The sequence below is a fragment of the Blautia obeum ATCC 29174 genome, from assembly GCF_025147765.1.
Taxonomy (GTDB): domain Bacteria; phylum Bacillota; class Clostridia; order Lachnospirales; family Lachnospiraceae; genus Blautia_A; species Blautia_A obeum.
Map to the genome: position 1 here is coordinate 2,391,478 of NZ_CP102265.1, position 26,311 is coordinate 2,417,788.

At 41.9% G+C, this 26,311-nt stretch carries 23 protein-coding genes, 1 tRNA gene and 1 riboswitch; of the genes, 7 read left to right on the forward strand and 17 right to left on the reverse strand.

Translation table 11 applies throughout. The features are described 5' to 3' along the window. Positions 1 to 140 precede the first annotated feature (140 nt). The 3 genes from NQ503_RS11615 to NQ503_RS11625 are packed head-to-tail and all read left to right on the forward strand — an operon-like array spanning position 141 to position 4,646. Positions 141 to 2,522, forward strand: a complete 2,382-nt coding sequence (locus NQ503_RS11615) for an endonuclease MutS2 (RefSeq protein WP_005427319.1) — start codon at positions 141 to 143, stop codon at positions 2,520 to 2,522. A 16-nt stretch (positions 2,523 to 2,538) separates the two neighbouring features. Further along, positions 2,539 to 3,240 carry a response regulator transcription factor gene (locus NQ503_RS11620; RefSeq protein WP_005427317.1) on the forward strand — a complete coding sequence of 234 codons (702 nt, stop codon included), beginning with the start codon at positions 2,539 to 2,541 and terminating at the stop codon, positions 3,238 to 3,240. Further along, positions 3,237 to 4,646, forward strand: coding sequence for a sensor histidine kinase (locus tag NQ503_RS11625; RefSeq protein WP_005427315.1), 1,410 nt, complete (start codon positions 3,237 to 3,239; stop codon positions 4,644 to 4,646). Before NQ503_RS11620 ends, NQ503_RS11625 begins: the two co-directional genes overlap by 4 nt. A gap of 40 nt (positions 4,647 to 4,686) precedes the next feature. On the opposite strand, the gene trmL is transcribed toward NQ503_RS11625, so the two are convergent. From trmL to NQ503_RS11650, 5 genes are all read right to left on the reverse strand, one after another. Continuing rightward, a complete protein-coding gene (gene trmL / locus NQ503_RS11630) occupies positions 4,687 to 5,187 on the reverse strand; it encodes a tRNA (uridine(34)/cytosine(34)/5-carboxymethylaminomethyluridine(34)-2'-O)-methyltransferase TrmL (protein WP_005427313.1) in 501 nt (166 codons plus the stop codon). Next, positions 5,174 to 5,788, reverse strand: coding sequence for an AIR synthase-related protein (locus tag NQ503_RS11635; protein WP_005427307.1), 615 nt, complete (start codon positions 5,786 to 5,788; stop codon positions 5,174 to 5,176). The genes trmL and NQ503_RS11635 overlap by 14 nt, the downstream gene beginning before the upstream one ends. A gap of 255 nt (positions 5,789 to 6,043) precedes the next feature. Continuing rightward, entirely contained in the window at positions 6,044 to 7,690 is a 1,647-nt protein-coding gene (locus NQ503_RS11640) for a B12-binding domain-containing radical SAM protein (protein ID WP_055066565.1), read from the reverse strand. Between the two features lie 24 nt (positions 7,691 to 7,714). After that, positions 7,715 to 8,017 (reverse strand): thioredoxin, encoded by a 303-nt coding sequence (trxA, locus tag NQ503_RS11645; protein WP_005427296.1) that lies wholly within the window; start codon positions 8,015 to 8,017, stop codon positions 7,715 to 7,717. Positions 8,018 to 8,089: 72 nt separating this feature from the next. After that, on the reverse strand, positions 8,090 to 8,995 hold the full coding sequence (locus NQ503_RS11650) for an NAD(P)/FAD-dependent oxidoreductase (protein WP_044926097.1): 906 nt from the start codon (positions 8,993 to 8,995) through the stop codon (positions 8,090 to 8,092). Positions 8,996 to 9,252: 257 nt separating this feature from the next. Between NQ503_RS11650 and NQ503_RS11655 the strand changes: the two genes are divergently transcribed. Next, positions 9,253 to 10,437, forward strand: a complete 1,185-nt coding sequence (locus NQ503_RS11655) for an iron-containing alcohol dehydrogenase (RefSeq protein ID WP_005427292.1) — start codon at positions 9,253 to 9,255, stop codon at positions 10,435 to 10,437. Between the two features lie 73 nt (positions 10,438 to 10,510). Here NQ503_RS11655 and NQ503_RS11660 read toward each other — a convergent pair whose 3' ends face one another. Further along, positions 10,511 to 11,581: a 3D domain-containing protein gene (locus tag NQ503_RS11660; RefSeq protein ID WP_044926096.1), complete on the reverse strand. Its 1,071-nt coding sequence runs from the start codon at positions 11,579 to 11,581 to the stop codon at positions 10,511 to 10,513. A gap of 365 nt (positions 11,582 to 11,946) precedes the next feature. Here NQ503_RS11660 and NQ503_RS11665 point away from each other — a divergent pair, with 365 nt between their 5' ends. Together NQ503_RS11665 and NQ503_RS11670 are read left to right on the forward strand one after the other, a co-directional pair. Next, positions 11,947 to 12,456, forward strand: a complete 510-nt coding sequence (locus tag NQ503_RS11665) for a lysozyme family protein (RefSeq protein ID WP_022388932.1) — start codon at positions 11,947 to 11,949, stop codon at positions 12,454 to 12,456. 129 nt (positions 12,457 to 12,585) lie between these two features. Then, positions 12,586 to 12,658, forward strand: a tRNA-Gly gene (locus NQ503_RS11670). 283 nt (positions 12,659 to 12,941) lie between these two features. Here the strand turns inward: NQ503_RS11670 and NQ503_RS11675 are convergent. The 10 genes from NQ503_RS11675 to NQ503_RS11720 form a co-directional block, all read right to left on the reverse strand. Continuing rightward, the gene (locus NQ503_RS11675) at positions 12,942 to 14,126 is read right to left on the reverse strand and encodes a phosphoribosylaminoimidazolecarboxamide formyltransferase (protein WP_005427280.1); all 1,185 of its coding nucleotides are present in this window, start codon (positions 14,124 to 14,126) and stop codon (positions 12,942 to 12,944) included. A gap of 13 nt (positions 14,127 to 14,139) precedes the next feature. Next, on the reverse strand, positions 14,140 to 14,853 hold the full coding sequence (locus NQ503_RS11680; RefSeq protein ID WP_044926095.1) for an IMP cyclohydrolase: 714 nt from the start codon (positions 14,851 to 14,853) through the stop codon (positions 14,140 to 14,142). 53 nt (positions 14,854 to 14,906) lie between these two features. Then, positions 14,907 to 14,987: riboswitch (ZMP/ZTP riboswitch) on the reverse strand. A 79-nt stretch (positions 14,988 to 15,066) separates the two neighbouring features. After that, positions 15,067 to 16,521: an IMP dehydrogenase gene (gene guaB / locus NQ503_RS11685; RefSeq protein ID WP_005427278.1), complete on the reverse strand. Its 1,455-nt coding sequence runs from the start codon at positions 16,519 to 16,521 to the stop codon at positions 15,067 to 15,069. A gap of 69 nt (positions 16,522 to 16,590) precedes the next feature. Then, on the reverse strand, positions 16,591 to 17,094 hold the full coding sequence (locus tag NQ503_RS11690) for a DUF6106 family protein (protein WP_005427277.1): 504 nt from the start codon (positions 17,092 to 17,094) through the stop codon (positions 16,591 to 16,593). A 98-nt stretch (positions 17,095 to 17,192) separates the two neighbouring features. After that, positions 17,193 to 18,818, reverse strand: coding sequence for a chaperonin GroEL (gene groL, locus NQ503_RS11695; protein WP_005427276.1), 1,626 nt, complete (start codon positions 18,816 to 18,818; stop codon positions 17,193 to 17,195). A gap of 56 nt (positions 18,819 to 18,874) precedes the next feature. Further along, a complete protein-coding gene (gene groES / locus NQ503_RS11700) occupies positions 18,875 to 19,159 on the reverse strand; it encodes a co-chaperone GroES (RefSeq protein ID WP_005427275.1) in 285 nt (94 codons plus the stop codon). Between the two features lie 266 nt (positions 19,160 to 19,425). Next, positions 19,426 to 20,211 (reverse strand): GTP-sensing pleiotropic transcriptional regulator CodY, encoded by a 786-nt coding sequence (codY, locus tag NQ503_RS11705; protein ID WP_005427274.1) that lies wholly within the window; start codon positions 20,209 to 20,211, stop codon positions 19,426 to 19,428. Between the two features lie 130 nt (positions 20,212 to 20,341). After that, the gene (gene topA / locus NQ503_RS11710; RefSeq protein WP_005427273.1) at positions 20,342 to 22,411 is read right to left on the reverse strand and encodes a type I DNA topoisomerase; all 2,070 of its coding nucleotides are present in this window, start codon (positions 22,409 to 22,411) and stop codon (positions 20,342 to 20,344) included. 80 nt (positions 22,412 to 22,491) lie between these two features. Next, entirely contained in the window at positions 22,492 to 23,400 is a 909-nt protein-coding gene (dprA, locus tag NQ503_RS11715; RefSeq protein WP_005427272.1) for a DNA-processing protein DprA, read from the reverse strand. Between the two features lie 36 nt (positions 23,401 to 23,436). Then, positions 23,437 to 24,957 (reverse strand): YifB family Mg chelatase-like AAA ATPase, encoded by a 1,521-nt coding sequence (locus tag NQ503_RS11720; RefSeq protein WP_044926094.1) that lies wholly within the window; start codon positions 24,955 to 24,957, stop codon positions 23,437 to 23,439. A 173-nt stretch (positions 24,958 to 25,130) separates the two neighbouring features. Between NQ503_RS11720 and NQ503_RS11725 the strand changes: the two genes are divergently transcribed. Further along, positions 25,131 to 25,346, forward strand: coding sequence for a helix-turn-helix domain-containing protein (locus NQ503_RS11725; protein ID WP_005427270.1), 216 nt, complete (start codon positions 25,131 to 25,133; stop codon positions 25,344 to 25,346). A gap of 13 nt (positions 25,347 to 25,359) precedes the next feature. Here the strand turns inward: NQ503_RS11725 and NQ503_RS11730 are convergent, their stop codons facing one another. Next, positions 25,360 to 26,286 carry a YARHG domain-containing protein gene (locus tag NQ503_RS11730; protein WP_005427269.1) on the reverse strand — a complete coding sequence of 309 codons (927 nt, stop codon included), beginning with the start codon at positions 26,284 to 26,286 and terminating at the stop codon, positions 25,360 to 25,362. Positions 26,287 to 26,311: the final 25 nt, after the last annotated feature.

Sequence of the window (26,311 nt, forward strand, 5' to 3'; positions counted from 1 at the left end):
ATACAATACTTAGGGGAAATCATACCCGGATTTTATGAAGTTTTTATGAACAAAATTTCACATTTTTCTTTTCATTCCTGTCAAAATCATGTAGAATAGAGACTGGTGAACTAAACCAATTTAAGCAACAAGGAGTTATTATGAATCAAAAAGCATTAAATGCATTGGAATATCCAAAAATCATAGAAAAACTTACAGAAAAAGCGTCTTCTTATATGGGAAAACAGCTCTGTAAAAACCTGGAACCATCTACAGATCTGGAAACGATCCGCCTGATGCAGGTACAGACAAAAGATGCTTTGACAAGACTATTCCAAAAAGGATCCATTTCTTTTGGAAATGTCAAAGATATCCGTGGTTCTCTGAAACGTCTGGAAATCGGCAGTGCTCTTAGTATTCAGGAAATTCTGGCAGTCTGCGGACTTCTTGAAAACACTTCCAGAGTCAAAACTTACTCTCGTAAAGAACGTAACGATCTTCCTGGTGACTCTCTGGACAGCATGTTTGATGGACTTTCTCCACTCACACCTTTGTCCACAGAAATCCGCAGATGCATTCTCTCCGAGGAGGAAATCAGCGATGATGCAAGCCCTGCTCTCCGCCAGATCCGCAGAAACATGAAGATCACCAACGATCGTATCCATACACAGCTTGCAGGGCTGGTAAACGGCAGTGCCCGCACCTATCTACAGGACTCTGTCATCACTATGCGAAATGGCAGATATTGCATTCCTGTCAAAGCCGAATACAAAGGGCAGGTTCCCGGTATGATCCACGATCAGTCTTCTACCGGCTCTACACTTTTTATCGAACCAATGTCCGTAGTCAAGTTAAACAATGACATGCGCGAACTGGAACTTCAGGAGCAGAAAGAAATCGAAGTGATTCTGGCTGATCTCAGCCAACAGATTGCTACTGAACAGGAAGCAATTTCACTCAATCTTGAACTGATGGTTCAGTTGGACTTTATTTTTGCAAGAGCAACGCTTGCGATGGAAATGAATGCAAGCGAACCTGTCTTTAATGATGAAGGACGCATCAACCTCAAAAAAGCACGTCATCCCCTGATTAACAAGAAGAAAGTCGTTCCAATCGATATCCGTCTGGGTGATGAATTTGATCTGCTTGTTATCACCGGTCCAAACACCGGCGGCAAGACTGTTTCCCTGAAGACAGTCGGTCTGCTCACTCTCATGGGACAATCCGGTCTTCACATTCCAACTCTGGACCGCAGTGAACTTGCTCTCTTCCACGAAGTTTATGCTGACATCGGTGATGAGCAGAGTATTGAACAGTCATTAAGTACCTTTTCTTCCCACATGACAAATATCGTCTCTTTTCTTGGAAAAGCAGACCGTCATTCCCTGGTTCTGTTTGACGAACTCTGCTCCGGAACTGACCCGACGGAGGGTGCTGCACTGGCCATCTCGATTCTCTCTTATCTGCATGAACGCGGAATCCGCACCATGGCAACTACTCATTACAGTGAACTGAAAGTTTTTGCCCTTTCCGCTTCCGGTATCGAAAATGCCTGCTGCGAATTTAATGTAGAAACATTGAGTCCGACTTATCGCCTACTGATCGGTATTCCTGGAAAAAGTAATGCATTTGCAATTTCTTCCAAACTCGGAATCCCTGAATCCATCATTGAAAAGGCACGCGAACAGATCAATGAACAAGATGAATCTTTTGAAGACGTACTGACCTCGCTGGAAGAAAGTCGTATCACAATTGAGAACGAGCGCACAGAGATTGCACAGTACAAATTGGAAATTGAAACGCTTAAGAAACAGCTGGAAAACAAACAGGAAAAACTGGATGTTCAGAAAGAGCGTATCATCCGTCAGGCAAACGAAGAGGCACATAAAGTTCTTCAGGATGCTAAGGATTACGCTGACCAGACCATGAAGCTTTTCCATAAATTCCATAATGAATATGTAGACACCGCTGCTGTTGAACGTGAACGTCAGCAGCTTCGCCAACGTCTCAACAAAGCAGAACAGAAAATGGCTCAGCCAACCCCCAAAAAGAAACCAAAGAAAGTGCTCACAGCAAAAGATATCCACCTGGGCGATACTGTCCGTGTTCTCAGCATGAATCTCAAAGGTACAGTAAGTACCCGCCCGGATTCTAAAGGTTATCTGTTTGTTCAGATGGGAATCATTCGTTCCAAAGTCCATATTTCTGATCTGGAGCTGATTGATGAACCAGTGATCACCACTCCGTCTCTTTCCAAGACCGGGGCCGGAAAAATCCGTATGTCCAAATCAGCCAGTGTCTCTACGGAAATTAATCTTCTTGGAAAAACAGTCGATGAAGCAGTTGCAGAACTGGACAAATACCTGGATGATGCTTATATTGCGCATCTAAAAACTGTACGAATCGTTCACGGCAAGGGAACCGGTGCACTACGCAAAGGCGTTCACAATTACCTGAAGCGCCAGAAACATGTAGCCTCTTATCGTCTCGGCGAATTCGGCGAGGGTGATGCAGGTGTAACAATTGTAGAATTCAAAAAATAAGTGAAAGGCGAATACCATGGTAACAAAACAGAAAATCTTAATCGTAGATGACGACAACAACATTGCTGAACTGATTTCTTTATATCTTACAAAAGAATGTTTTGAAACCAGAATTGTAAATGACGGTGAACAGGCTCTGAAAGACTTTGCTTCTTTTCAGCCAGATCTGATTCTCCTGGATCTGATGCTTCCTGGCATTGACGGCTATCAGGTCTGCCGAGAGATCCGTCACACATCTGATGTGCCGATCATCATGCTTTCTGCCAAAGGCGAAACCTTCGATAAAGTACTTGGTCTTGAACTGGGGGCAGATGACTATATTATCAAACCGTTTGATACCAAAGAACTGGTTGCCCGTGTGCGTGCAGTCCTGCGTCGATTCAAAGTACGTCAGCCTGCTGGCAATCCGGATGAAAAATGTGTCAGCTTTCCAGATCTGACAATCAATCTGACAAATTACTCTGTCACATATATGGGAAAACAAATTGATATGCCGCCAAAAGAACTGGAGCTTCTCTATTTTCTGGCCGCATCTCCAAACCAGGTATTTACCCGCGAACAATTACTGGATCATATATGGGGATATGAATATATCGGTGACACTCGTACCGTAGATGTCCACATTAAAAGACTGCGCGAAAAAATTAAAGACCATCCTCAGTGGAGCCTCTCTACTGTATGGGGTATCGGATACAAGTTTGAGGTCAAAAACAAATGAAAAAGAAACTGACAACAGTGTTTTTTACCACATATATACTGCTTGGTGTCCTTGGTTTTTTGCTGGTAACATATGTCGGTTCTCACCTGTTAGAAAATCGCCTGGAAAAATCCATAAGTGCAGATATGTACCAGACAGCTCACCGCATTGCAGAAAATAATCTGGTCAGTCACAACATCACTTCTTCTAATATGGAGGAGATTCGGAACAATCTTTCCCTTGCTGCAAACTATCCTGATACGATCATCTGGATCATCAACAGCAACGGACAGATCATCCTCAGTACACGCAAAGATATCTCACCGGATAATCCAATTAACTTAGAAGGCTTCAACCCAGCCTCCTGGGACAGCAATTACTATCAGATTGGTGATTTCTACGGATATTTTCCCGAGACACATCTCAGCACGATTGCACCAATCACCGAGAATATGACAACGCGGGGATACGTTGCCATTCATTATCTGATGAGTGACTTGTATCAGAACCGTAGCACTCTGCTCTGGATCATTCAGATTTTGTATATTCTCACTTATCTCGGTGTAGCTTTACTGTTTTTCTTGTATATCCGCTGTATACGCAGGCCATTTCAGGAAATCACAAAGGGAGCTTCAGAATTTGCAAACGGAAATCTCTCCTACCAGATTCCTGTCGATTCAGAAAATGAGCTGGGATATCTTGCCAAGAATCTGAATTATATGGCTGATAAACTAAATCGTAACGGTGAATACCAACGACAGTTTATTTCCAATATTTCACATGATTTCCGTTCACCACTTACTTCGATCAAAGGTTACGTGGAAGCGATGATCGACGGAACGATTCCAGTGGAAATGCAGGAAAAATATTTAAAGATTATTTCATACGAAGCAGAACGTCTGGAAAAACTTACCCGCGGGCTTCTGACTCTGAATGAACTGGATATCCAGAAACGTATGCTTCATATCCAGCCCTTTGATATCAACAGTGTGATCAAAGCGACAGCTGCATCCTTTGAAGGCTCCTGTACCAGTCGCAATATTCTTCTGGAACTGATTTTATCCGGAAAGGAACTGATGGCACAGGCAGATATGGAACAGATCCAACAGGTGCTGTATAACCTTTTGAGCAACGCGATCAAATTCAGCCCGGACAATTCCACGATTACACTTGAGACTACCGAAAAAAACGGCAAGATCTTTGTTTCTGTTAAAGATCATGGCATTGGAATTCCAAAGGCAAGTCTCCAGAAAATCTGGGAACGATTTTATAAGATTGACCGATCCCGAGGCAAGGATCAAAAAGGAACCGGCCTTGGTCTGGCAATCGTCAAAGAGATTCTTCATGCACATGGACAACACATCAATGTGATCAGTACAGAGGGTGTTGGAACAGAATTTATTTTTACATTGGAAAAGGCAAAGTAGAGAATTCATCCACTTTGCCTTTTATCGTTTATATTATTTCTTATTCCCACGTATGGTTATGAAGCTGTCCCTGAAGCTGCATATGATCAAAATGATTCTGCCGCAGTGCCTCATAAAGCACGATTGCCACTGAATTACTCAGATTCAGTGAACGGATCTCATTGATCATTGGAATCCGTACGCAGTTATCTTTATGTTCCATCAGGATTTCTTCCGGGATTCCGGCACTTTCCTTGCCAAACATAATATAACAATCTTCCTCGTATTGCACATCTGTATAAGTCTTCAACGCCTTCGTTGTTGCATAATAAATTTTCGCATTTGGATTCTTTTCCAGAAAATCTTCGTAGTCCAGATATGTCGTTACATCCAGATCTTTCCAGTAATCCATACCAGCTCTTTTGAGTGCCTTCTCACTGAGACTGAATCCCAGAGGCTCGATCAGATGTAGTTTCGTATCTGTTGCAACACATGTTCTTCCTATATTTCCTGTATTTGCCGGAATTTCAGGTTCCAGCAGTACAATATTAAGCTTTGCCATCTTTTCTGTCCTTTCCAGGTATAATTTCCGTCAAATGGAGTCTCGGACGTTCCAGATATCTGGTAATTTCTCCACTGTGAAGCAGACGGTCGTTTCCACTGTCTGCATATCCAATCACAGCTGCATGGATTCCATGTGCCTCTAATTCCCGCACCAGTGCATCTCCCTGCGCAGTGCCAATCAGAACAGATCCCTTCGCCTCCAGTTTATACGGATCCACATCCAGCCGTTCACAGACTTCTATCGTCTCCTGCCGGATTGGAATTCTGCGAAGATCTACATCCATACCAACTCCAGAAGCTTCTGCCATTTTCCACAGACCACTTAAAATTCCACCGTTCTCTGTAAAATACAATGTAGAAAACCCAGCTTCTTTCCAAAATACATCTTCTTCTGAAATCATACAATTTTTCAGTGTTTCCACCCCCATACGGAGAAAACTCTCTGAAAAATATGTTCTGAGCTTATCCCACTCCCGGCAGATCAGTTCCAACGTACCTGATATACCTGTCTCTCCTGCCACCACCAGGTCATCTCCCGGATATATTCTTCCTGTAATTTCCGCCTGCAGTGCTTCTAACGCCTGCTGTCCTAGTTTCATACTCTTCCTCCAGTGTTCTAATTTCCAGTTCTCCTTTTATAATAAAATAGAAAGAACACTTGGTACAACCATCGCAAGAACCAGTATCACTGCGATCACCGCTGTAATAATTTTTCTTTTTTTCGGGTCAAACATTCCCATCTTCGTCCTCACCTCTCCTATTTTCAAAAATGCCTCAGCATTTTTATTGCTCGCCACCTGCAGAGGTGTGAGTCATCTCACATCTGATATAATCAACTTTTTCCACTCAGCCATTTATAACTGAACAACCTCTGTATATGCATTATTCGACAATGGATCACGTTTCTCATAATCAAACAGAATCACCGTTCCATTCTCAAACACTTCAATATGTGCTGTTTTGGAAACCTGGTTATTCTTCCGGTAGTTCCATACTGCTGTCTCATACTGTTTCTGATCCGGAGCAAATACAGGGCGCTTCTTAAGTTTTTCTCTCAGGTAAAGATCATACAACATTTTCTGTGCAGCTACTTCTGTCGGAACATCTGTTTCTTCTTGCAGATATTCCAAAAGTATCTCATAACGCCGCATCCTGGAATGCGAGATCTCACTGTAACCTTTTTTCTCATAAAAAGAACCCAGTTTCTCGTAAAAAGTAAAAGCATCCTTTTCAAACGGTACCAAATATTCCAGTGTATGCCAAAACTGACCACTATTATAATACACTTCTACCATACTTTCCACCATTTTTAATTTTAGAACTTCTCCATAGGTAAGCCAGTTCGTGGAAAGCACTTCATATGGTTCTTTTTCTTTATAAACGATTCCGTAGACTTCGGCCTCTTTCTGCATCAGCGAACCTTTCAGAACTTTCAGGAATCCAAGCTGAAGCTGATCCGGTTTCATCTGGTATACATCATTAAATGATTGATGAAAAGTATCATAATCCTCATACGGAAGCCCTGCAATCAGATCCAGGTGTTGATGAATATTTCGGAAACTGTGAACTCTGTTTACACAATGTTCCAGTTTTTTCAGATCCATATGTCGGTGAATAGCCCGAATCGTCTCCGGATTTGTTGACTGCACACCGATTTCCAGCTGAATCAGTCCAGGGCGCATCTGTGACATCAGCTCCATCTCTTCCTCTCGAAGGAGATCTGCGGAAATTTCAAAGTGAAAGTTTGTCACACCATTATCATGTTCCAGAATATATTTCCAGATTGTCATAGCATGTTCATGTTTACAGTTAAAAGTACGGTCCACAAATTTCACCTGTGGAACTCTGTGATCTAGGAAAAACTGCAATTCTTTTTTGACCAGTTCCAAATCCCGGAAACGAAGTTTCTTATCTATGGAAGACAAACAGTAGCTACAGGAAAACGGGCATCCCCTGCTGCTCTCATAATAAATGATTCTGTTCTCAAATTTCTCCAGATGCTCATAAACAAATGGAATTGCACTTAAATCCATCAGTTCCCGCCAGCCGTTATGAATGATCTTATCACCAGTTCTGTATGCAATTCCCGAAATTTCTTCAAGGCTGTCTTTCCCATCTATGTAAAATTCCAGAAGATCATGAAATGTTTTTTCGCCTTCTCCTACCATAACTCCGGTCATCTCCGGCATTTCTGTCAGGAATTTTTCAGCATCGTAAGAGACCTCCGGACCGCCTGCCCAAAAAGCTGTTTTTGGAAGTATCTTAACAAGATCACGAATCAGTTCCCGTACAAAAGAAATATTCCAGATATAGCAGGAGAAGCAGACAACGTCTGCTCCACTGCTGTAAATATCTTTCAGTATCTCATCCTTTGGCTGGTTGATCGTATACTCCCTAAGGATCACATGCTCATCATAATCAGATGAATATGCTTTCAAATCATACACAGCCAGATTTGAATGAATATATTTTGCATTGCATGCTGCAAGTAAGATTTTCATGAATATACTAAACCCTTCCTGCTGTTATTCATCCAGAAGTTTCTTAAGGTCTTCTTTGGATGTCAGTCCAACCAGACGATGTACTTCCTGTCCGCCTTTAAAGATCAAAAGAGTCGGAATGCTCATAACCTTAAACTGCTGTGCAAGCCCCATTTCCTGGTCCACATCGATTTTGCCTACATTATAACCTTCTTCTGCCAGTGCTTCCACGATTGGGCCCTGACGCATGCAAGGTCCGCACCAGGTTGCCCAGAAATCAAGCAGGATTGGTTTTTCTGATTTTAAAACTTCTTCTTCAAAATTTTGTGATGTAATTGTTTTTGCCATACTAATTCTCCTTTTCTGTATATACTATTATTCAGTATTTTTACTTTGATATTTTATTCATTTTGTTATTTTTCAGTCTGCTGCCTTTTTTCTCTGACGAACATATTTACCGGCATTGATTCCCGCCATACTTCCCTCATAGACTGCCTTGGATACCTGCAGGAGTCCGCCTGTACAGTCCCCCGCCGCAAACAGACCCGGAATCGTTGTCTCCATCTCAGAATTGACTCTGACATTTCCTTTATCTGTCAGTTCCGCGCCCATCTGTCGTGCGATCTCAGTACTGCCGGCAGTCCCCAGTGCCACAAACACCCCGTCTGCCGGATAAAATGATTCCCTGTCTTCATTTTCCATTGAAGCAACATCATGTTCCATCCGAATACCCGAAACGGTATCTCCACCCTCGATTGCCTGAATTTTCATTGTGTTCACTGCAATCGGATGTTCTCTTGAAAACTCCGGTTCTCTGCCATTTGTATATATTGTCACTGATGAAGTTACATTTCGCAGTTCTTCCGCCTCATGAAGTGCAAAATCACTGTTTCCAATTACCGCCACATCGCGGTTTCTGTAGAAAAACGCATCACAGATCGCACAGTAACTGACACCCTTGCCTTCAAATTCCCGAATTCCCGGAATATTCGGTGCAGACCGCTTTCCGCCTGTTGCCAGAATCACACTTACTGTATCAAAGTTTCCAGCAGTCGTCTGGACTGTAAATGTATCAAATCCATTAATTCCAAGCACCTGTGCATCAATTATGCGAATGCTCAGAGCCTTTGCCTGTGCAACTCCTCTCTCATAAAGTTCTTCTCCTGAGAGTGGTCGTTCCAGGCCATAATAATTTTCAATTTTTTCTGCTTTTGCCAGTGCTCCGATTCCATTGTTGAGCAACAGTGGGGTTAAATTACCTCTGGCAGCATACAGTGCCGCAGATATGCCTGCCGGACCTGCTCCGATAATAATTATATTTTCCATTTTATCACCTGAATTTCCCATTGCTTTATAATATACACCATTCTTTTGAAAATTTCAGCTTTTATTCTTCCATTTTTCTCTTTCTATTATACTGGACTATTGTTATTTTCTCAAGAGAATTTGTCTTATATAACTTTTTTGATACATAGTTTTTGCTGTTTTCTTAATTTTTTTACTGTTTTTTCTGTAATTTTTGTTACAATTATGATATATTTTTACTATGTTATGCTTGATTATAAACAAGGAGTTTAATCATCATGAGAAGTTTTGAATATTACACACCTACAAAGGTGATTTTTGGAAAAGATACACATCTAAAAATTGGTGAATTATTAAAAGATTATAACTGCCACAAAGTACTGATTCATTATGGCAGCGAAAGTGCTGTAAAATCCGGTCTGATTCACGAAATCAGTAATTGTCTCACTGAAGCAGGAATCGACTTTGTCACTTTGGGCGGAGTTGTCCCAAACCCACGTCTCTCCAAAGTACGAGAAGGTATCTCACTCTGTCAGAAAGAATCTGTGGATTTCATTCTGGCTGTCGGTGGTGGAAGTGTTATTGATTCTGCAAAAGCCATTGGCTATGGTGTTGCCAATCCATGGACCGATGTCTGGAATTTTTTTCTCAAAACAGAGATTCCAAACGCCTGTCTTCCAATCGGCGCTATCCCTACGATTGCCGCTTCCGGAAGCGAAATGAGCGGTTCCTGTGTCATTACAAATGAAGATGGTTGGTTAAAACGTGGAAGCACCCGCAGTGACCTCTGTCGCCCGAAATTCACTCTGATGAACCCGCGACTCACCTATACTCTGCCGGAATATCAGACCGAAAGTGGCTGTGTAGATATTCTTCTGCATACCATGGAACGTTATTTTGTCAACATCGAAACCATGGAGATCACTGACAGTATCAGTGAATCCCTGATGCAGACCGTTATTTACAATGCACGAATCCTGCTGAACGAACCTGGTAACTACAATGCAAGAGCAGAGATCATGTGGGCAGGAAGTCTTTCTCATAACGGATTGACCGGCTGTGGAACTGGTGGTGGTGACTGGGCCTGTCATCAGCTTGAACACGAACTTGGCGGACTTTACGATGTTACTCATGGTGCTGGTCTTGCTGCACTCTGGGGAAGCTGGGCACGTTATGTTTATGATGCTAATCCGGAGCGTTTCGCACAATTTGCCACCAACATCTTCGATATTCCATGTTTTGCTGATTATGAAAATACAGCACTCGCCGGTATAGAAGCAATGGAAGACTTTTTCCGTTCAATCCATATGCCGACCAGCCTTCATGAACTAGGTCTGGATCTGACCGACGAACAGATTCATGAACTGGCTTTCAAATGCAGTTTTGAAGATACACGTACCATTGGCGTTTTCAAACAGTTAAACATGAAAGACATGGAAAAAATTTACGCCATGGCAAGATAAATGATTTTACCTTTACTGATCACCAGATGATTAAAGGCAGGATATCCTGAATTTTCAGGTTCCTGCCTTTTGTTTATTTTATCAAATATACTTCTGTATCATATGTACCTTTAGTCTCACCCTCAGCATGCGTTGCAACATAAATATCGATACGATTTTTCTTGATTGCACCACCACAGTCCTCTGCAACATAAACCTGTCCGTTGATCACTACTTTGCTTCCATACGGAATCACAGATGGATCTACTGCAATCGTATGATTGGTAGTTGCCGTTACGCCAGTCGATGTAATTCCATTGGAATATGGTCCGCAACAGATACTGCACGGACAGTAATGTGTAATCTTAAATACGCCTAGATCCTGCAGATTTGCGTCTGAAGATGCCGCAACCGGTGTTCCGATCTGAACTCCGTTTTCTACTGAAACACCTGGGTCCACATCCTCCAGTGCATCTGCAAATACGCCCTCTCCACTGCTTTCATGGAGTGTTCCCGCATCTTTATCCTTATCAATTGTATCTGCTTCTTCTGTCACCGCATCCGGAAGGTCCAGACAGCTTGTTGGAATATAACCTTCTGCCTCTGTTCCATCATCATTCTGATAAGTAATCCGGCTCCATACTCCATTAACTGTTCCCGTCTGTTTCACTTCATCCAGCTGAAGAACTTCCCCTACTTCTTCCCCATCTTTCCGGCTTGGATAATCCAGTACCGTAGCATCACTTTTTACTTCAACATCTTTATCTGCAGGCTGAATCTGATCCGTATCACTGAGCATCTGATTCTGAATGTATCCAATAACTTTGCTTTCATTTACTTCACAGGATACTTTGCTCCATCCATTATCACAGACTGCACTTCTCTCCAATGTATCACCCAGTGCAACGTCCCCCATTTTTTCGCTGGATTCGCCTGGTTTTGAATAGATCCCGGCATTTTTGGCTGCAACATACACGGTATCCTGTATAGCTGCAACATTAACTGAATTGCCGCTTCCATCCTCTGTTGAAAATGCCTGAAAAATTTTATTGTCTTCCTTATCAGCTTCTGTAACTGCCTGATAATCCTGTACCGCACCATACACCAGCGGTACATGACATGTCAAAGCAGTCCCCAGTAAAACTGCACATACCTTTTTTTTCACAGGTTTTCACCTCATCTCTATAACTTTACGTTTCCCCATCTCTTACTCTGGCTTATTTTAGCACATGAAACGCATGATTTCAAATTTACACAGTTTTTTCACGAAATTTTAAGAAAATCCTTAGAATTTCTTTCTTTTCAAAAGCAGCTTTACCGATTACAATAATACCTATGAAGAAGACACAAAAGATCAAACATAAAAAACACCCAAACAGCGTGCACCTTACCAAAAAAGCGCGTCTCATAAAACGCCGGCATCAGATTCGCCGACAAAAACAGTTTCTCTGCTTCATACTGTTTCTTATCATAATCCTGTCTCTGTCCTTTCTTATTTTACGACCACTCCGTACTTCCAGACAGACTCATATGATCAACTCTGCCTGCGAATCTTATCGCAGCGATGTAGAACAAGTTGCTGCAAAATACGATATGTCTGCATATGTAGATCTTATTCTGGCTCTTATGATGCAGGAAAGCTCCGGTCAGGGAACAGACGTTATGCAATCCTCTGAAGGTGCATATAACACACAATATCCTCAGACTCCAAACGGCATCACAGATGTAGATTATTCTATTGCCTGCGGAATTCAGGAACTGAAATATTCTATGACCAAAGCAGATGTTACAGGACCGAATGATATTGCCAACATCAAACTTGCTCTTCAGGGATACAATTTTGGAGCAGATGTCTATTTTAACTATCTGGAAAAAAATGGCATCACCTCCTGGTCTGAAGAAAGTTCAAAAGCTTTTGCCGAAATAGCAAGCGGAGAAACCGAGCGTTCCAAAGAAGATCCTCTATACGACACGGCCGGTCCATGGGACTATGGAGATCAGTATTATCCGGAACATGTACTTCGTTACTATCATTCCTAAATCACTTGATTCGTACAAAATGTTTTTTATAAATTTTTCAAATTTTTTCGAAAAAACATTTGACAACTACAATTATATCTGGTATTATATGTCTTGTCGATGAGGAACGCACTTCTTCACAAGACATTTGCGATAGTGGCGTAGTTGGTAACGCGCGACCTTGCCAAGGTCGAGACCGCGGGTTCGAGCCCCGTCTATCGCTCTTTTTATTTTCCGGACTGTTATGTCCGGTTTTTTGTTGCTATTTTTTTTCATAGCACAAAGAAATGCTTCGGACTTTCAATAATATAGCCGAAGCATTTCCCTCCGACTGTCCCAGCATCAGGTAATGTTTCTTCAGAGGTAAAAAATTCTTCCTCTTCCCCTCCTTTTTCCTGCTGCTAAACATAGCATATCATATTCTGAAAAAAAGAGAGGAAGCTTTTTCCTCTCTTTTTCGGCATTTCCTGCAAATTAATTTTATGTTTAATATTCACTCATCATAATCAATGATGGAATAAGCGAATTCCGGTAAATGCCATCGCCATTCCATATTTATTACAGGTTTCAATTACCGCATCGTCTCGCACGGAACCGCCTGGCTGAGCAATAAACTTCACACCGCTCTTATGTGCTCTTTCAATATTGTCACTGAACGGGAAGAATGCATCCGAACCAAGTGTGACATCTGTAAGCTGATCCAGCCATGCTCGCTTCTCTTCTCTTGTGAATACTTCCGGTTTCTCTGTAAATACATTTTCCCAAGCACCGTCAGCCAATACATCCATGTACTCTTCTCCGATGTAGACATCAATTGCATTATCTCTCTCTGCACGGCTGATCGTATCTTTAAACGGAAGATTCAGTACCTTCGGGCTCTGACGCAGAAACCAGTTGTCTGCTTTCTGTCCGGCAAGTCTTGTACAATGTACACGCGACTGCTGCCCTGCTCCAACACCAATGGCCTGACCATCTTTAACAAAGCATACCGAATTGGATTGTGTATATTTCAGAATGATCAGAGATACCTTCAGATCTCTCTTTGCTTCTTCGGTAAGTTCTTTGTTTTCTGTCACGATATTGGAAATTAGTGCATCATCGATCGCAAGTTCCTGGCGTCCCTGTTCAAATGTCACACCAAATACCTGCTTGTGTTCCAGCGGAGCCGGTACATAATCCGGATCAATTTCAATCACATTATAATTTCCCTTTTTCTTCTGTTTCAGAATCTCCAGTGCCTCCTCTGTATATCCAGGTGCGATCACACCATCTGATACTTCCCTTTTAATCAGCATAGCAGTATCTTTGTCACATACATCTGAAAGAGAAATAAAATCGCCAAAAGAAGACATTCTGTCTGCTCCACGGGCTCTCGCATATGCGCATGCCAGTGGAGAAAATTCTTTCCAGTTCATGTCATCTACCCAATAGATCTTTGCCAGTGTCTCTGTAAGAGGAAGTCCTACTGCAGCTCCTGCAGGTGAAACATGTTTAAAAGAAGTTGCTGCCGGAAGTCCTGTTGCTTTCTTAAGATCACGAACCAGCTGCCATCCATTAAATGCATCAAGAAAATTGATATATCCAGGTTTTCCGGAAAGTACTTTGATCGGAAGATCCTGTCCCTCTTCCATATAGATTCTGGAAGGTTTCTGATTCGGGTTACATCCGTATTTTAACTGTAATTCTTTCATCTCTATACTCTCCTTACTGATTTTTATTTACGATTTTTGTATTATATGTTCCTGTTGCAATATCAATATAACGTACAAACAAAGAAACCTTGTTATCTGCATTCAAACTGTTCCAGAGAAGTTCTGTGAATGCATCCATATCATCCGGGATATCGACCAGCTTTGGTTCACCCTCAAAGCTTGGTAACGGATTACCATCGCATTTATAAGTATGAATGAAACGTCCCTCTCCTGCTACTGCTTTTTCGTAAGCATAGGTGTATCTCAGGCAGGAATCCGGATTACCATTGTCACTCTTGAGAATAGACATTGCATAACTGTAATTTCCGTTCTCAATATGCATAACACCTGAAATACGAGGTGTATAGTTCGGACCATCTGGCTCAAATTCACGTGATCTTAAGGACTGCTCAAAAGTCAGCTGTTTATCCAATCCCTCATAAATAGTATCTGTCTGATCACCATTTGTCACAATTGTCTTATTTCCAAGAACACGTACCGGAGCATAAATGATCAGGCTCGGATCTGTCAGTTTTGAAGGATCAAATGCCTGTGTACGAATTCCCTCACCATCTGTAACAAATACACGGTTTCTACTGTTCTCACTTCTTCCCATGATGAAGTATGCGGTAACTGCCTTTGTTCCGTCTGCAGAACGTCCGATAATGATTCCTCTGCCCGGATAAGAATTGTTTTTCAGTTCATTTTCCAGTGAAATTTTTTCCATGATCATTCTCCTTTAGTGTGATAAAGTAAAGCGACCGCCTGGGTAGTCTGTTTCCAGGCTGCCCAGGCGGTCGGCACGTTCACTTACTGCACTCCCTGTAGTTCATCCTACTTCCGCCAGTCATGCAGTCGTTGTAATCATAATATACTATCTTATTTCATTTAGCAAGAACAAAAATAAATACATCAGCTAAATATTTTTTATTCAGTTACTTTATTCGTCTACGCTATAGTTCGGTGCTTCTTTTGTGATATGGATATCATGCGGATGAGACTCTTTCAGAGAAGCAGCAGAAATCTTAATAAATCGTCCTGTTGTCTTAAGCTTCTCAATTGTTTCTGCGCCACAATATCCCATACCGGAACGAAGGCCGCCCATCAACTGGAATACAGTGTCTTCCACATGTCCTTTGTATGCAACACGTCCTTCAACACCTTCCGGAACAAGTTTCTTCGCATCCTGCTGGAAGTAACGGTCTTTGCTTCCATTCTCCATAGCTGCAATGGATCCCATGCCACGGTATACTTTGTATTTACGTCCCTGATACAGTTCGAATGTTCCCGGGCTTTCATCACATCCGGCGAAGATGCTTCCCATCATGCAGACATTTGCACCGGCTGCAATGGCCTTGGTAATATCTCCGGAATATTTGATACCACCATCTGCAATAATCGGAATTCCGTAGCGGTTTGCTACTTCATAACAATCCATAACAGCAGTGATCTGTGGAACACCAATACCAGCTACAACACGTGTTGTACAGATAGATCCAGGTCCGATACCAACCTTAACTGCATCAACACCAGCATCGATCAGAGCCTTTGTAGCAGCTCCTGTTGCAACGTTACCTGCGATAACCTGCAGATCCGGATATGCGTCTTTAATCTGACGTACTGCACGGAGAATGTTCTCTGAATGTCCATGTGCTGAATCAATAACAATAACATCTACGTTTGCTTTTACAAGTGCTTCAACACGTGCAAGAACATTTGATGTGATACCTACTGCAGCACCACAGAGAAGACGTCCCTGTGCATCTTTGGCTGCCAGAGGATATTTGATCTGTTTCTCAATATCTTTGATTGTGATCAGACCTTTTAAATTAAAATCATCATCTACAATGGGTAATTTCTCTTTTCGGGATTTGGCAAGAATCTTCTTTGCCTCTTCAAGTGTGATTCCTTCTTTGGCTGTAATCAGTCCCTCAGAAGTCATGCATTCTCTGATCTTCTTTGTAAAATCAGTTTCAAACTTCAGGTCACGGTTGGTAATGATGCCAACAAGTTTCTTACCTTCTGTAATTGGAACACCAGAGATACGGAATTTTGCCATCAGATTATTGGCATCTTCCAGTGTATGGTCTGCGGATAAAAAGAATGGATCTGTAATAACACCGTTCTCAGAACGTTTTACCTTATCTACTTCCTCAGCCTGTGCTTCGATGGACATATTTTTATGAATGATTCCAATACCACCCTGTCTCGCCATGGCAATTGCCATTCTGTGCTCAGTAACGGTGTCCATTCCTGCGCTCATCATAGGAATGTTCAGCTTGATTTTTTTCGTTAAGTGCGTTGTAACATCTACCTGATTCGGAATTACTTTTGAATATGCCGGAACTAACAGAACGTCATCAAATGTAATGCCTTCACCAATGATAGTACCCATTGCATTTCCTCCCTTGTATTTATGTTAGTTTGATTTTGATTCAAAGTGTAACAAAAATAACTTACAGTGTCAATCCAAAAAAACTTTGCTTGGAGCTGAATTTTTGATAGCCTGTGCCATCTGTTCATCTGGTTCAATAATAATCTTACAGTTTTCTCCACCGCTTTTTATAATAACGGCAAATCGTCTGTGCTGCTGATTTCCGGAAGAATAATCCAGTGTTTTCAATCGGCTGTTACCATTGTAATAATCCATTCTGTGTGAATCAAGAGGCGCGACCAAATCTGCCTCACGCAAGTTCATGGACATAACTTTTTTCCGTTTGGATTTTGACATGACCATATCAATGTCAAATTCTCCATTTACAAAAAGGTACTCATACTCCAGATCTGTCCGCGGAATCACAAAATACGATGCAACACCTAACGCAACTGCAACGAGAAGAAGGATCGGACTGATAAAAAGGCCTGCACCCACTGCCAGGACTGTCAGTACGATCATTCCATATTTGACTATGGAATCTTTTGCTGTTGGTTCTTTTTTAACCAGTAATTCTGAATAAAGATCGCTCATATGTACATTCTCCTTAATATATATAATATTTATTAAATTTTATCACAAAAAGGGATCAGCGTCTATGACGCCAATCCCTTAATTCGCATAAATTTATTTTACATCATGCCGCCCATTCCTGGAGCACCTGCCGGCATAGCCGGAGCATCTTCTTTGATTGTAGCAACTACAGACTCTGTAGTCAGGAGTGTAGAAGCAACACTTGTCGCATTCTGCAGAGCACTTCTTGTAACTTTAACCGGATCAAGGATTCCGGCACCTACCATGTCTACATATTTCTCGTTCAGAGCATCAAATCCAACACCTGGCTCGGATTCTCTTACTTTATTGATAATAACAGAGCCTTCCAGACCAGCGTTTGCAGAAATATGGAACAGCGGAGCTTCCAGAGCTTTGAGGATAACGTTTGCACCTGTCTTTTCATCACCTTCCAGAGTTGCAACCAGTTCTGCAACCTTCTTGGATGCATGAATATATGCAGATCCGCCACCTGCAATGATTCCTTCTTCTACTGCTGCTCTTGTAGCTGCAAGAGCATCTTCCAGACGAAGTTTTGCTTCTTTCATTTCAGTTTCAGTTGCAGCACCAACACGGATAACAGCTACGCCGCCAGCCAGTTTTGCAAGTCTTTCCTGTAATTTTTCTTTATCAAATTCAGATTTTGTCTCTGCAATCTGTTTACGGATCTGAGCAACACGGTCAGCAATTTCTTTCTTATCACCCAGACCATCTACGATAACTGTATTCTCTTTTGCAACTTTGACAGATTTTGCACGTCCAAGCTGAGCCATTGTAGTTTCTTTAAGATCAAGTCCAAGTTCTTCGGAAATTACCTGTCCACCTGTCAGAATAGCGATATCCTGCAGCATTTCTTTTCTTCTGTCTCCATATCCAGGAGCTTTAACAGCAACTACCTGGAATGTTCCTCTTAATTTATTTACGATCAGAGTTGTCAGTGCCTCACCTTCTACATCTTCTGCGATAATCAGAAGTTTTGCTCCAGCCTGAACAACCTGCTCCAGTAACGGAAGAACTTCCTGAATATTGCTGATCTTCTTGTCTGTGATCAGGATATATGGGTCTTCAAGATTTGCTTCCATTTTTTCCATATCTGTAGACATATATGCAGAAATATATCCACGGTCAAACTGCATACCTTCTACCAGATCAAGTTCTGTATGCATTGTTTTGGATTCTTCTACTGTGATAACACCATCATTGGAAACTTTTTCCATTGCATCAGCAACCAGCTGACCTACTTCTTCATCACTTGCAGAAATAGATGCAACATTTGCGATCTGTGCTTTGCCACTGATTTTCTGGCTCATTTCTTTGATAGCCTCTACAGCTGCATCTGTAGCTTTTCTCATACCTTTTCTCAGGATGATCGGGTTTGCACCTGCTGCCAGGTTTTTCATTCCTTCATGAACCATTGCCTGTGCCAGAACAGTTGCTGTAGTAGTACCATCACCAGCTACATCATTTGTCTTGGATGCAACTTCTTTGATCAGCTGGGCACCCATGTTTTCGAATCTGTCTTCCAATTCAATTTCTTTTGCAATAGTAACACCGTCGTTTGTGATAAGCGGAGCACCAAACTGTTTGTCAAGTACAACGTTTCTTCCTTTTGGTCCGATTGTTACTCTTACTGTATCTGCAAGTTTGTTTACACCAGTTTCAAGTGCAGCTCTTGCTTCTGCACCAAATTTAATTTCTTTTGCCATGATGACTGTCCTCCTGAAATGCTTAATGATCTGTAACGTTTTTTATTCTGTTACGATTATTCAACGATTGCGAGAATATCGCTCTGTTTTACGATGATATATTCTTCGCCGTCAAGTTTTACTTCAGTTCCTGCATATTTGGAATAAATAACTTTATTACCTGTAGCAACTTCCATCTTAACTTCTTTACCGTCAACAACTCCGCCAGGACCTACTGCAATAACTTCTGCCTGCTGCGGTTTTTCCTGTGCCTGTCCCGGAAGTACGATACCAGATTTTGTTGTTTCTTCTGCTTCTAACTGTTTTAATACAACTCTGTCGCCTAAAGGTACTAATTTCATGATCTATTTCCTCCTTTATTGTTGCCTTTTTCGAATTACTAGCACTCATTTCGTTTGAGTGCTAATCACTGTCCCTATATTATTTAAAATCATGATTTTCTGCAACTCTTTTCAAAGCTGTAAATTAGTATTATTTTTTTATTTATCTTTTATTTTCTCTTATTTTCTCCTGTTTTCTCATTTTCTGATTTTTAAGTATTTTATAAAAGAAAAGGCCCTTTCCTTCATAGGAAAAGACCTCTCTTTATAAACAGCTTCTGCTGTCCTTATGATTTTTTGCTTCGCTGAGCTTTAATTTCTTCAAGCTCATCAAAAATTACTTCGTTAAGTACTTTGATATAAGTTCCCTTCATACCTGATGAACGAGATTCGATTACCCCGGCACTTTCAAATTTGCGAAGTGCATTTACAATAACAGATCTGGTGATTCCTACACGGTCTGCAATCTTGCTTGCAACCAGAATACCCTCTTCTCCATCAAGTTCATCAAATATATGAATGATCGCTTCTAGTTCTGAGAAGGACAGTGTATTGAATGCAGATTTTACAACTTGTTGTTTACGGTCCTCTTCTGCATTTTCTTCATGAACCGCTCTCATCATTTCCAGACCAACCACTGTTGTGCCATATTCACTGACGATAATGTCTTCAATATCATAAGGCTTATCGTTACGATACATAAAAACAGTCCCCAGTCTTTCGCCGGCAATATCGATTGGATTGATAATACCCTGACAGTTGCTGTTTACATGTTCAAATCCAAGTGTCTGAAGATTCACATTTTCCTTTGTAGACAAAACGCCAAGGAAACGCTCATTTAACAGAGAATCTACATGTCCGCCTACGTTATCTTCAATCAGCTCGGTAATTTCTTCAACGCCCGGACATAAACTAATTCCAAGTACTTTACCCTTTTTGCTCAGTACCAGGATATTGGAACTTAATGTGTCCATCAGCACCTGACAGATATCATTAAATACAACTTTACTGGAACTGCTGTTGTGCAAAAGCTTATTGATTTTTCTGGTTTTATCCAACAACTGAACGCTCATTACGGCCTCCTTCTCCTGTTTTTTCGATGTTTTCAATCTTATGGTATAATAGTACACGTTTTGCAACGAAAATACAAGATATTTTTATATTTTTTTCGATTTTGTCCGCATTTTCAGAAAATTTATATATTTAATCTTCTTTAGACTTCTGCTCTACATAACCGCAAGTTGTCTCACTGCAGACAATCTTGTTTCCTTTTTCGACCATATAGCTTCCACAAACCGGGCATTTTTTTGCTGATGGCTTCTGCCATGACATAAAATCACATTCCGGGTTGTCGATACAACCATAATATTTACGACCCTTCTGGGTTTTCTTCAACACAACATCCTTTCCACATTTCGGACATGCCACACCGATTTTTTCATAATACGGTTTGGTATTTCTGCATTCCGGAAATCCAGGACATGCAAGGAATCTTCCATGTGGTCCGTATTTGATGACCATATTGCGTCCACAGACATCACAGATTTCATCTGTAACTTCATCCTGAATTTCAACTTTTTCCAGTTCTTTCTCAGCAGCATCCACATCTCTCTTAAGATCCGGATAAAAGTTTCTGACAACCGTTTTCCACTGCACAGTACCCTCTTCAACGCAGTCCAAAAGGCCTTCCATCATTGCAGTAAAACGAACATCTACAATGCTTGGAAATGCCTGTTTCATAATATTATTAACAACTTCTCCAAGTTCCGTCACATAGAGGTTTTTCTGTTCTTTAGATACATAACGGCGGCTGATGATCGTGGTGATCGTCGGAGCATAAGTACTCGGACGTCCAATTCCCTGTTCTTCCAGTGCCTTTACAAGAGATGCTTCTGTATAATGTGCCGGTGGCTGTGTGAAATGCTGTTCCGGTTTCAGTTCAGTAAGCTGCAGCTTCATTCCCTTCTCAAGACTCTGACTGAGTACATTGCCTTTTTGATTATCTTCTTCCTGCATATACACAGACATAAATCCGTCAAATATGATCTTGGAGGCAGCAACCGTAAAAGTATACTCTCCTGCACTGATTTTTACTGATGTTGTTTCATATTTTGCTGCAGACATACGGCTTGCTGTAAAGCGTTTCCAGATCAGCTGATACAGACGGAACTGATCTCTGGAAAGAGATTCTTTGACCATGACTGGCGTTCTGGTAATATCAGTCGGACGGATTGCTTCATGCGCATCCTGAATCTTCTGGTCTTTTTTTACCATCTTTCCACTTGTAGAAACATAGTTTTCTCCATACTGTTCACCAATATAGGTTCGCGCTGCTTCATCTGCTTCCTGTGAGATTCGAGTGGAATCCGTACGCAGATAACTGATCAGACCAACCGTGCCGCTTCCCTTAATATCAATACCTTCATATAACTGCTGGGCAAGACGCATTGTTTTCTGTGTAGAAAAATTCAGTGTTTTGGCTGCCTCCTGCTGCAAAGTACTGGTTGTAAACGGCAGGGGTGCATTCTTGATACGTTCGCCTTTTTTTACCTCTGTAATTTCATACTCTGCATTTTCCAGTTTTCCAAGAAGTTCATCCATCTCGGCCTTATTATGGATTGGAAGTTTCTTATCCGTGCCATAGAATTTTGCCTGAAGAGGTTTCTTCTCTCCTTTTACACGAAACTCACCTTCAAGACTCCAGTATTCTTCCGGAATAAAAGAATTGATCTCATCTTCTCTGTCACAGATAATACGCAGTGCTACAGACTGTACTCGTCCTGCACTCAGGCCTCTTTTCACTTTTACCCAAAGGAGCGGACTGATCGTATATCCTACCATACGGTCAAGCATTCTTCGTGCCTGCTGTGCATCTACCAGGTTCATATCCAGATCCCGCGGCTGTTTGATGGAATTCTTTACAGCAGTCTTTGTGATTTCGTTAAAAGAAATTCTGCGCATCTTAGACGGATCTTCTTTTAGCGCCTGCATCAGGTGCCAGGAGATTGCCTCTCCCTCGCGGTCAGGGTCAGTTGCAAGATATATCTTATCTGCTTTTTTGGCCGCTTTGCGAAGATTTGAAAGCAATTCTCCCTTTCCTCTGATCGTAATATATTTTGGTTCAAAATCATTCTCTACATCAATACCAAACTGACTCTTCGGGAAGTCACGCACATGTCCGTTTGATGCCTGTACATCATAGTTACTCCCAAGAAATTTCTTAATGGTTTTTACTTTTGCAGGTGATTCCACTATCACCAGATATTTCGCCATGCTATCTCTCCTACTTCTCCGTTACTGTTCACTCCGTTACAGCAACACTTCTTAAACTTCCCGGGAGGCTGATCCGTGTCTTATGTTGTCTTTACATAATAATGCCTGCCTATTTCCCGGGCTAACCCCGATATTTTCAACTCCAACAAAAGACCGCCGACTTTTTCCGGCGAAAGTCCTGTCTTCTGGATCAAAAATTCCACAGATTTTGGTTGCAAATCGAGACAACTATACACCAATTTTAAATCAGTTGCAAGTCCTAACTCATTTTTTGTCTTTACTTTAACAATTTTTTCACAATCTATTCCGAGTTCCCGAAGCAGTATTTCCGGTGTATATGCGATACCTGCCCCGTCATAGATCAATTTATTACACCCCATACTGAGTTCCTCTGTTACCGGTCCCGGTATGGCAAAAACACTTTTTCCCTGATCAAGTGCCCACTGTGCAGTGATCAATGAACCACTTTTTTCTCTTGCTTCAACAATCACAACAAGATCCGCCAGTCCGCTGATAATTCTGTTTCTTGCCGGAAAAAAATAATTTCTTGCCCGCGTCCCCGTCGGCTGTTCACTGAGTATACCACATTTTTCTCGCAGAATTCGCTGATAAAGTGCTCTGTTACCCGAAGGATAACAGATATCAACGCCATTTCCAAGTACCGCCCATGTGCCTCCTTCTCCTTCCAGTGCACCTCTGTGTGCCTCAGTATCAATCCCATATGCCATCCCACTTAATATTTGCACTCCTTCTTCACTGAGTCTCCTGGCATAACGAAACGCCTGCATACGCCCGTATGGACTGGCTGCCCTGGCTCCGACGATTGCAACTGCCGGTCGTCGTGGATCCGGTAATGTTCCCCTGACATATAAAATCTCCGGCATTCCCTCATAATGCAGAAGTTTCTGCGGATATTCCGGACTTTCTTTCGAAATCTCACGCACAAACATTTCCGTGTCACTTTTTCTGATGTTAAGAGTTCCTTCCATATAAATTATCACTCCTCTTCAGATTTTATACCCTGATTAATTCCAGTATTTTTTGTCAAATGCCCGATAGGATAACGCTTCTGCTATGTGATGTCTGTGAATACTTTCTGTCGCTTCCATATCTGCAATTGTCCGTGCCACCTTTAGAATCCTGTGATAGGCACGGGCACTGAACGGCATATTCTGAAATGCCATCTTCAAAAGCTGCCGGGCGTCTTTTTCCATCTTGCAATATTTCTCAATCTGAGCACCACTTAATTCTCCGTTAAACTGAATTCCTTCTATTTTATATCGTTCTCTCTGAATATCCTGTGCGCAGATAACCCGCTCTCTGATCGTTTGTGTACTCTCCCCTTTTCGTCCACTGCTCAGTCCTTCAAAATCTACCGGGGACACTTCAGCACAAAGATCCAGTCTGTCCAGAAGCGGCTGACTTATTCTTCCCAGATACTGCATTACCTGTGCCGGTGTACACCGACATCTGTTCATATCCGGATAATGACCACAGGGACATGGGTTCATTGCCGCACACAACATAAAATCTGCCGGAAAATCATACGTCCCATATACTCTGGAGATACGTATCACCTTGTCCTCCAGTGGCTGTCTGAGAATCTCCAGGCTTCTTCTGGAAAACTCTGGCATCTCATCCAGAAACAATACACCTCTGTGTGCCAGTGTGATCTCCCCTGGTCTGGGATTTCGGCCACCACCAGCCAGAGCCTGTGCTGAACATGTATGATGCGGACTGCGAAAAGGTCTTTCTTTGATCAGAGGATCTCCTCTCGAGAGCAATCCGGCAATACTGTAGATTTTTGTCAATTCCAGCCCTTCATCAAATGTAAGTGCCGGCATAATTCCCGGAATTCTTCTCGCAACCATCGTTTTTCCTGCCCCCGGAGGCCCGATCATAAGCAGATTGTGAAAACCGCTGACTGCAATCTCCACGGCTCGTTTCAGACTTTCCTGTCCTCGAATATCACTGAAATCCAGTTTTTCTTTACCCGGAGATTCTATTGTTTTTCCCACTTCTTTTCTATAAGAATCCGGACTTTGCACATAGCGTATCATTTCCTGCAGATTGCGAACTCCAATCACCTTCATATCCGGTATCAGTGTCGCTTCCCGGAGATTCTCATATGGAACAACACAAAACCGGCACTTTTCCTCCCTCGCCCTGATGATTATAGGCAAAATCCCTGATATTGCATGAATTTCTCCATTAAGGCTTATTTCTCCGGCCATCATCACCCGATCCAGCTGTTCCGATTTCAGAATATCTGACGCCGCCAAAACAGCTGCTGCTAACGGAAGATCAAATCCAGCTCCTTCTTTCTTGATATCAGCCGGAGCAAAATTCACGGTAATTCTCTTCGGTGGAAGTGCAATACCGTTATTCTTCAATGCCGTTCTGACACGATCCTGTGCTTCCTTTACCTGTGCCGAAGGAAATCCAACCATCGTAAATGTCGGCAGACCATCACTGACGTCTGCCTCCACCTGGATTGGATGAACATCCATGCCTAAAATCGCTGCTGATAGTACACTTGCAAACATAACAACCTCCTGTATGCACATGCACCTCGATCTGCACTGCTATATTTTTTAATTTATAATTGTATTATGGGAATAAAAAAAGAAATGATTTTTATTATAGTCCATTTTGCTCCGTATTGCAATAGCACATTTCGGACTGTTTTATAATTACAGAAAATGAAGGAGGTATAAGAATGAAATTTCAACGAATTCAGGATCTGCGTATAGATTCCGATCTCTCTCAGAAGAAAATTGGTGAAATTCTTCATATCAGTCAGCGTTCTTATTCTCATTATGAAACAGGATCTCGTAATATTCCAATTGAAATGCTGATCCGCCTCGCTGATTATTATGATACCACCATTGATTATCTGGTTGGAAGAACCGATAACAAAGAACCGATCAAATGACGCAGAAAGCGAGTCAGTTTCCCTGACTCGCTTTCTGTTCTTCCCACTCAGCAATCTTTGAAATATTTGCAAGCTCATATTCATTGAAAATAGAATTCTGTTCGGCATCAAAAGTGTCCGGATCTATCGTACCCTGATACCAGGATTTACTGTTAAAATAATCCGCAATATAATCTGTTACAAACTGACGTCCATGGCGTGCATAGATTTCATTCTTTGCAAGTTCCAGCTGATCTGAACTATATGCTGAAATCTCCTCATCTGTCAGATAACGATTACTGCTCTCCGGGAAGAAATATTCTCCTGTCTCAGCCGTATTCTGTGCCTGCTCGGCCGGCGTTGGTGTAACCGTCGGATCCGGTTGCAGCTGTACCTGTGTTCTGCTCATAATACAACTTACATTTGGATATACAGAAGAAACTGGTTCTGCTGTCGTCGCGCGCAGATATAATTGACCATTGTCAAATGTCAGATTTCCTGAAGCTGCATTTCCCGCTGTATCTGTAAAGGAAAATGCTGCCGCAGTTCCGGCCACTTCCGCAGTTACATCAGCAGAAACAGACTGTGTCTGCCCTGCATCTGTCTGGCTGAAGCTGAATGATACACTGTCCTGACTGATATTATATATATTAATTGTCACAAGTCCATCTGTGCTATACCAGTAATCCCAGAAATCATCCGGATTAAAACTTACTTTTTCTTTTGGTATCGGCGTTGGTGTCGCTGTCGGCCTCGGTGTCGGACTCGGAGACGGTGTCACAGGAACTTCCGTAGGTGCTGCTGTCGGCAGACTTTCCAGCGCTGCCATTGCTTCTTTCTTCTTTTGTGCCTCTCTCTCACTTTTCTGAAATCCTGCCAGAAGAAGTGCTGCTGCACTGAACATGATAAATATTGAGACCAAAATCACCAGCAGTACCTTCAGTCTGTTTTTTCTTCTCATTCGCTCACCTCTGTTATTGCTTTTG

Coding starts and splice junctions, on each gene's coding strand:
- NQ503_RS11615 (WP_005427319.1), top strand. CDS start 141: ATGAATCAAAAAGCATTAAATGCATTGGAATATCCAAAAATCATAGAA.
- NQ503_RS11620 (WP_005427317.1), top strand. CDS start 2,539: ATGGTAACAAAACAGAAAATCTTAATCGTAGATGACGACAACAACATT.
- NQ503_RS11625 (WP_005427315.1), top strand. CDS start 3,237: ATGAAAAAGAAACTGACAACAGTGTTTTTTACCACATATATACTGCTT.
- trmL (WP_005427313.1), bottom strand. CDS start 5,187: ATGGCAAAGCTTAATATTGTACTGCTGGAACCTGAAATTCCGGCAAAT.
- NQ503_RS11635 (WP_005427307.1), bottom strand. CDS start 5,788: ATGAAACTAGGACAGCAGGCGTTAGAAGCACTGCAGGCGGAAATTACA.
- NQ503_RS11640 (WP_055066565.1), bottom strand. CDS start 7,690: ATGAAAATCTTACTTGCAGCATGCAATGCAAAATATATTCATTCAAAT.
- trxA (WP_005427296.1), bottom strand. CDS start 8,017: ATGGCAAAAACAATTACATCACAAAATTTTGAAGAAGAAGTTTTAAAA.
- NQ503_RS11650 (WP_044926097.1), bottom strand. CDS start 8,995: ATGGAAAATATAATTATTATCGGAGCAGGTCCGGCAGGCATATCTGCG.
- NQ503_RS11655 (WP_005427292.1), top strand. CDS start 9,253: ATGAGAAGTTTTGAATATTACACACCTACAAAGGTGATTTTTGGAAAA.
- NQ503_RS11665 (WP_022388932.1), top strand. CDS start 11,947: ATGATCAACTCTGCCTGCGAATCTTATCGCAGCGATGTAGAACAAGTT.
- NQ503_RS11675 (WP_005427280.1), bottom strand. CDS start 14,126: ATGAAAGAATTACAGTTAAAATACGGATGTAACCCGAATCAGAAACCT.
- NQ503_RS11680 (WP_044926095.1), bottom strand. CDS start 14,853: ATGGAAAAAATTTCACTGGAAAATGAACTGAAAAACAATTCTTATCCG.
- guaB (WP_005427278.1), bottom strand. CDS start 16,521: ATGGGTACTATCATTGGTGAAGGCATTACATTTGATGACGTTCTGTTA.
- NQ503_RS11690 (WP_005427277.1), bottom strand. CDS start 17,094: ATGAGCGATCTTTATTCAGAATTACTGGTTAAAAAAGAACCAACAGCA.
- groL (WP_005427276.1), bottom strand. CDS start 18,818: ATGGCAAAAGAAATTAAATTTGGTGCAGAAGCAAGAGCTGCACTTGAA.
- groES (WP_005427275.1), bottom strand. CDS start 19,159: ATGAAATTAGTACCTTTAGGCGACAGAGTTGTATTAAAACAGTTAGAA.
- codY (WP_005427274.1), bottom strand. CDS start 20,211: ATGAGCGTTCAGTTGTTGGATAAAACCAGAAAAATCAATAAGCTTTTG.
- topA (WP_005427273.1), bottom strand. CDS start 22,411: ATGGCGAAATATCTGGTGATAGTGGAATCACCTGCAAAAGTAAAAACC.
- dprA (WP_005427272.1), bottom strand. CDS start 23,400: ATGGAAGGAACTCTTAACATCAGAAAAAGTGACACGGAAATGTTTGTG.
- NQ503_RS11720 (WP_044926094.1), bottom strand. CDS start 24,957: ATGTTTGCAAGTGTACTATCAGCAGCGATTTTAGGCATGGATGTTCAT.
- NQ503_RS11725 (WP_005427270.1), top strand. CDS start 25,131: ATGAAATTTCAACGAATTCAGGATCTGCGTATAGATTCCGATCTCTCT.
- NQ503_RS11730 (WP_005427269.1), bottom strand. CDS start 26,286: ATGAGAAGAAAAAACAGACTGAAGGTACTGCTGGTGATTTTGGTCTCA.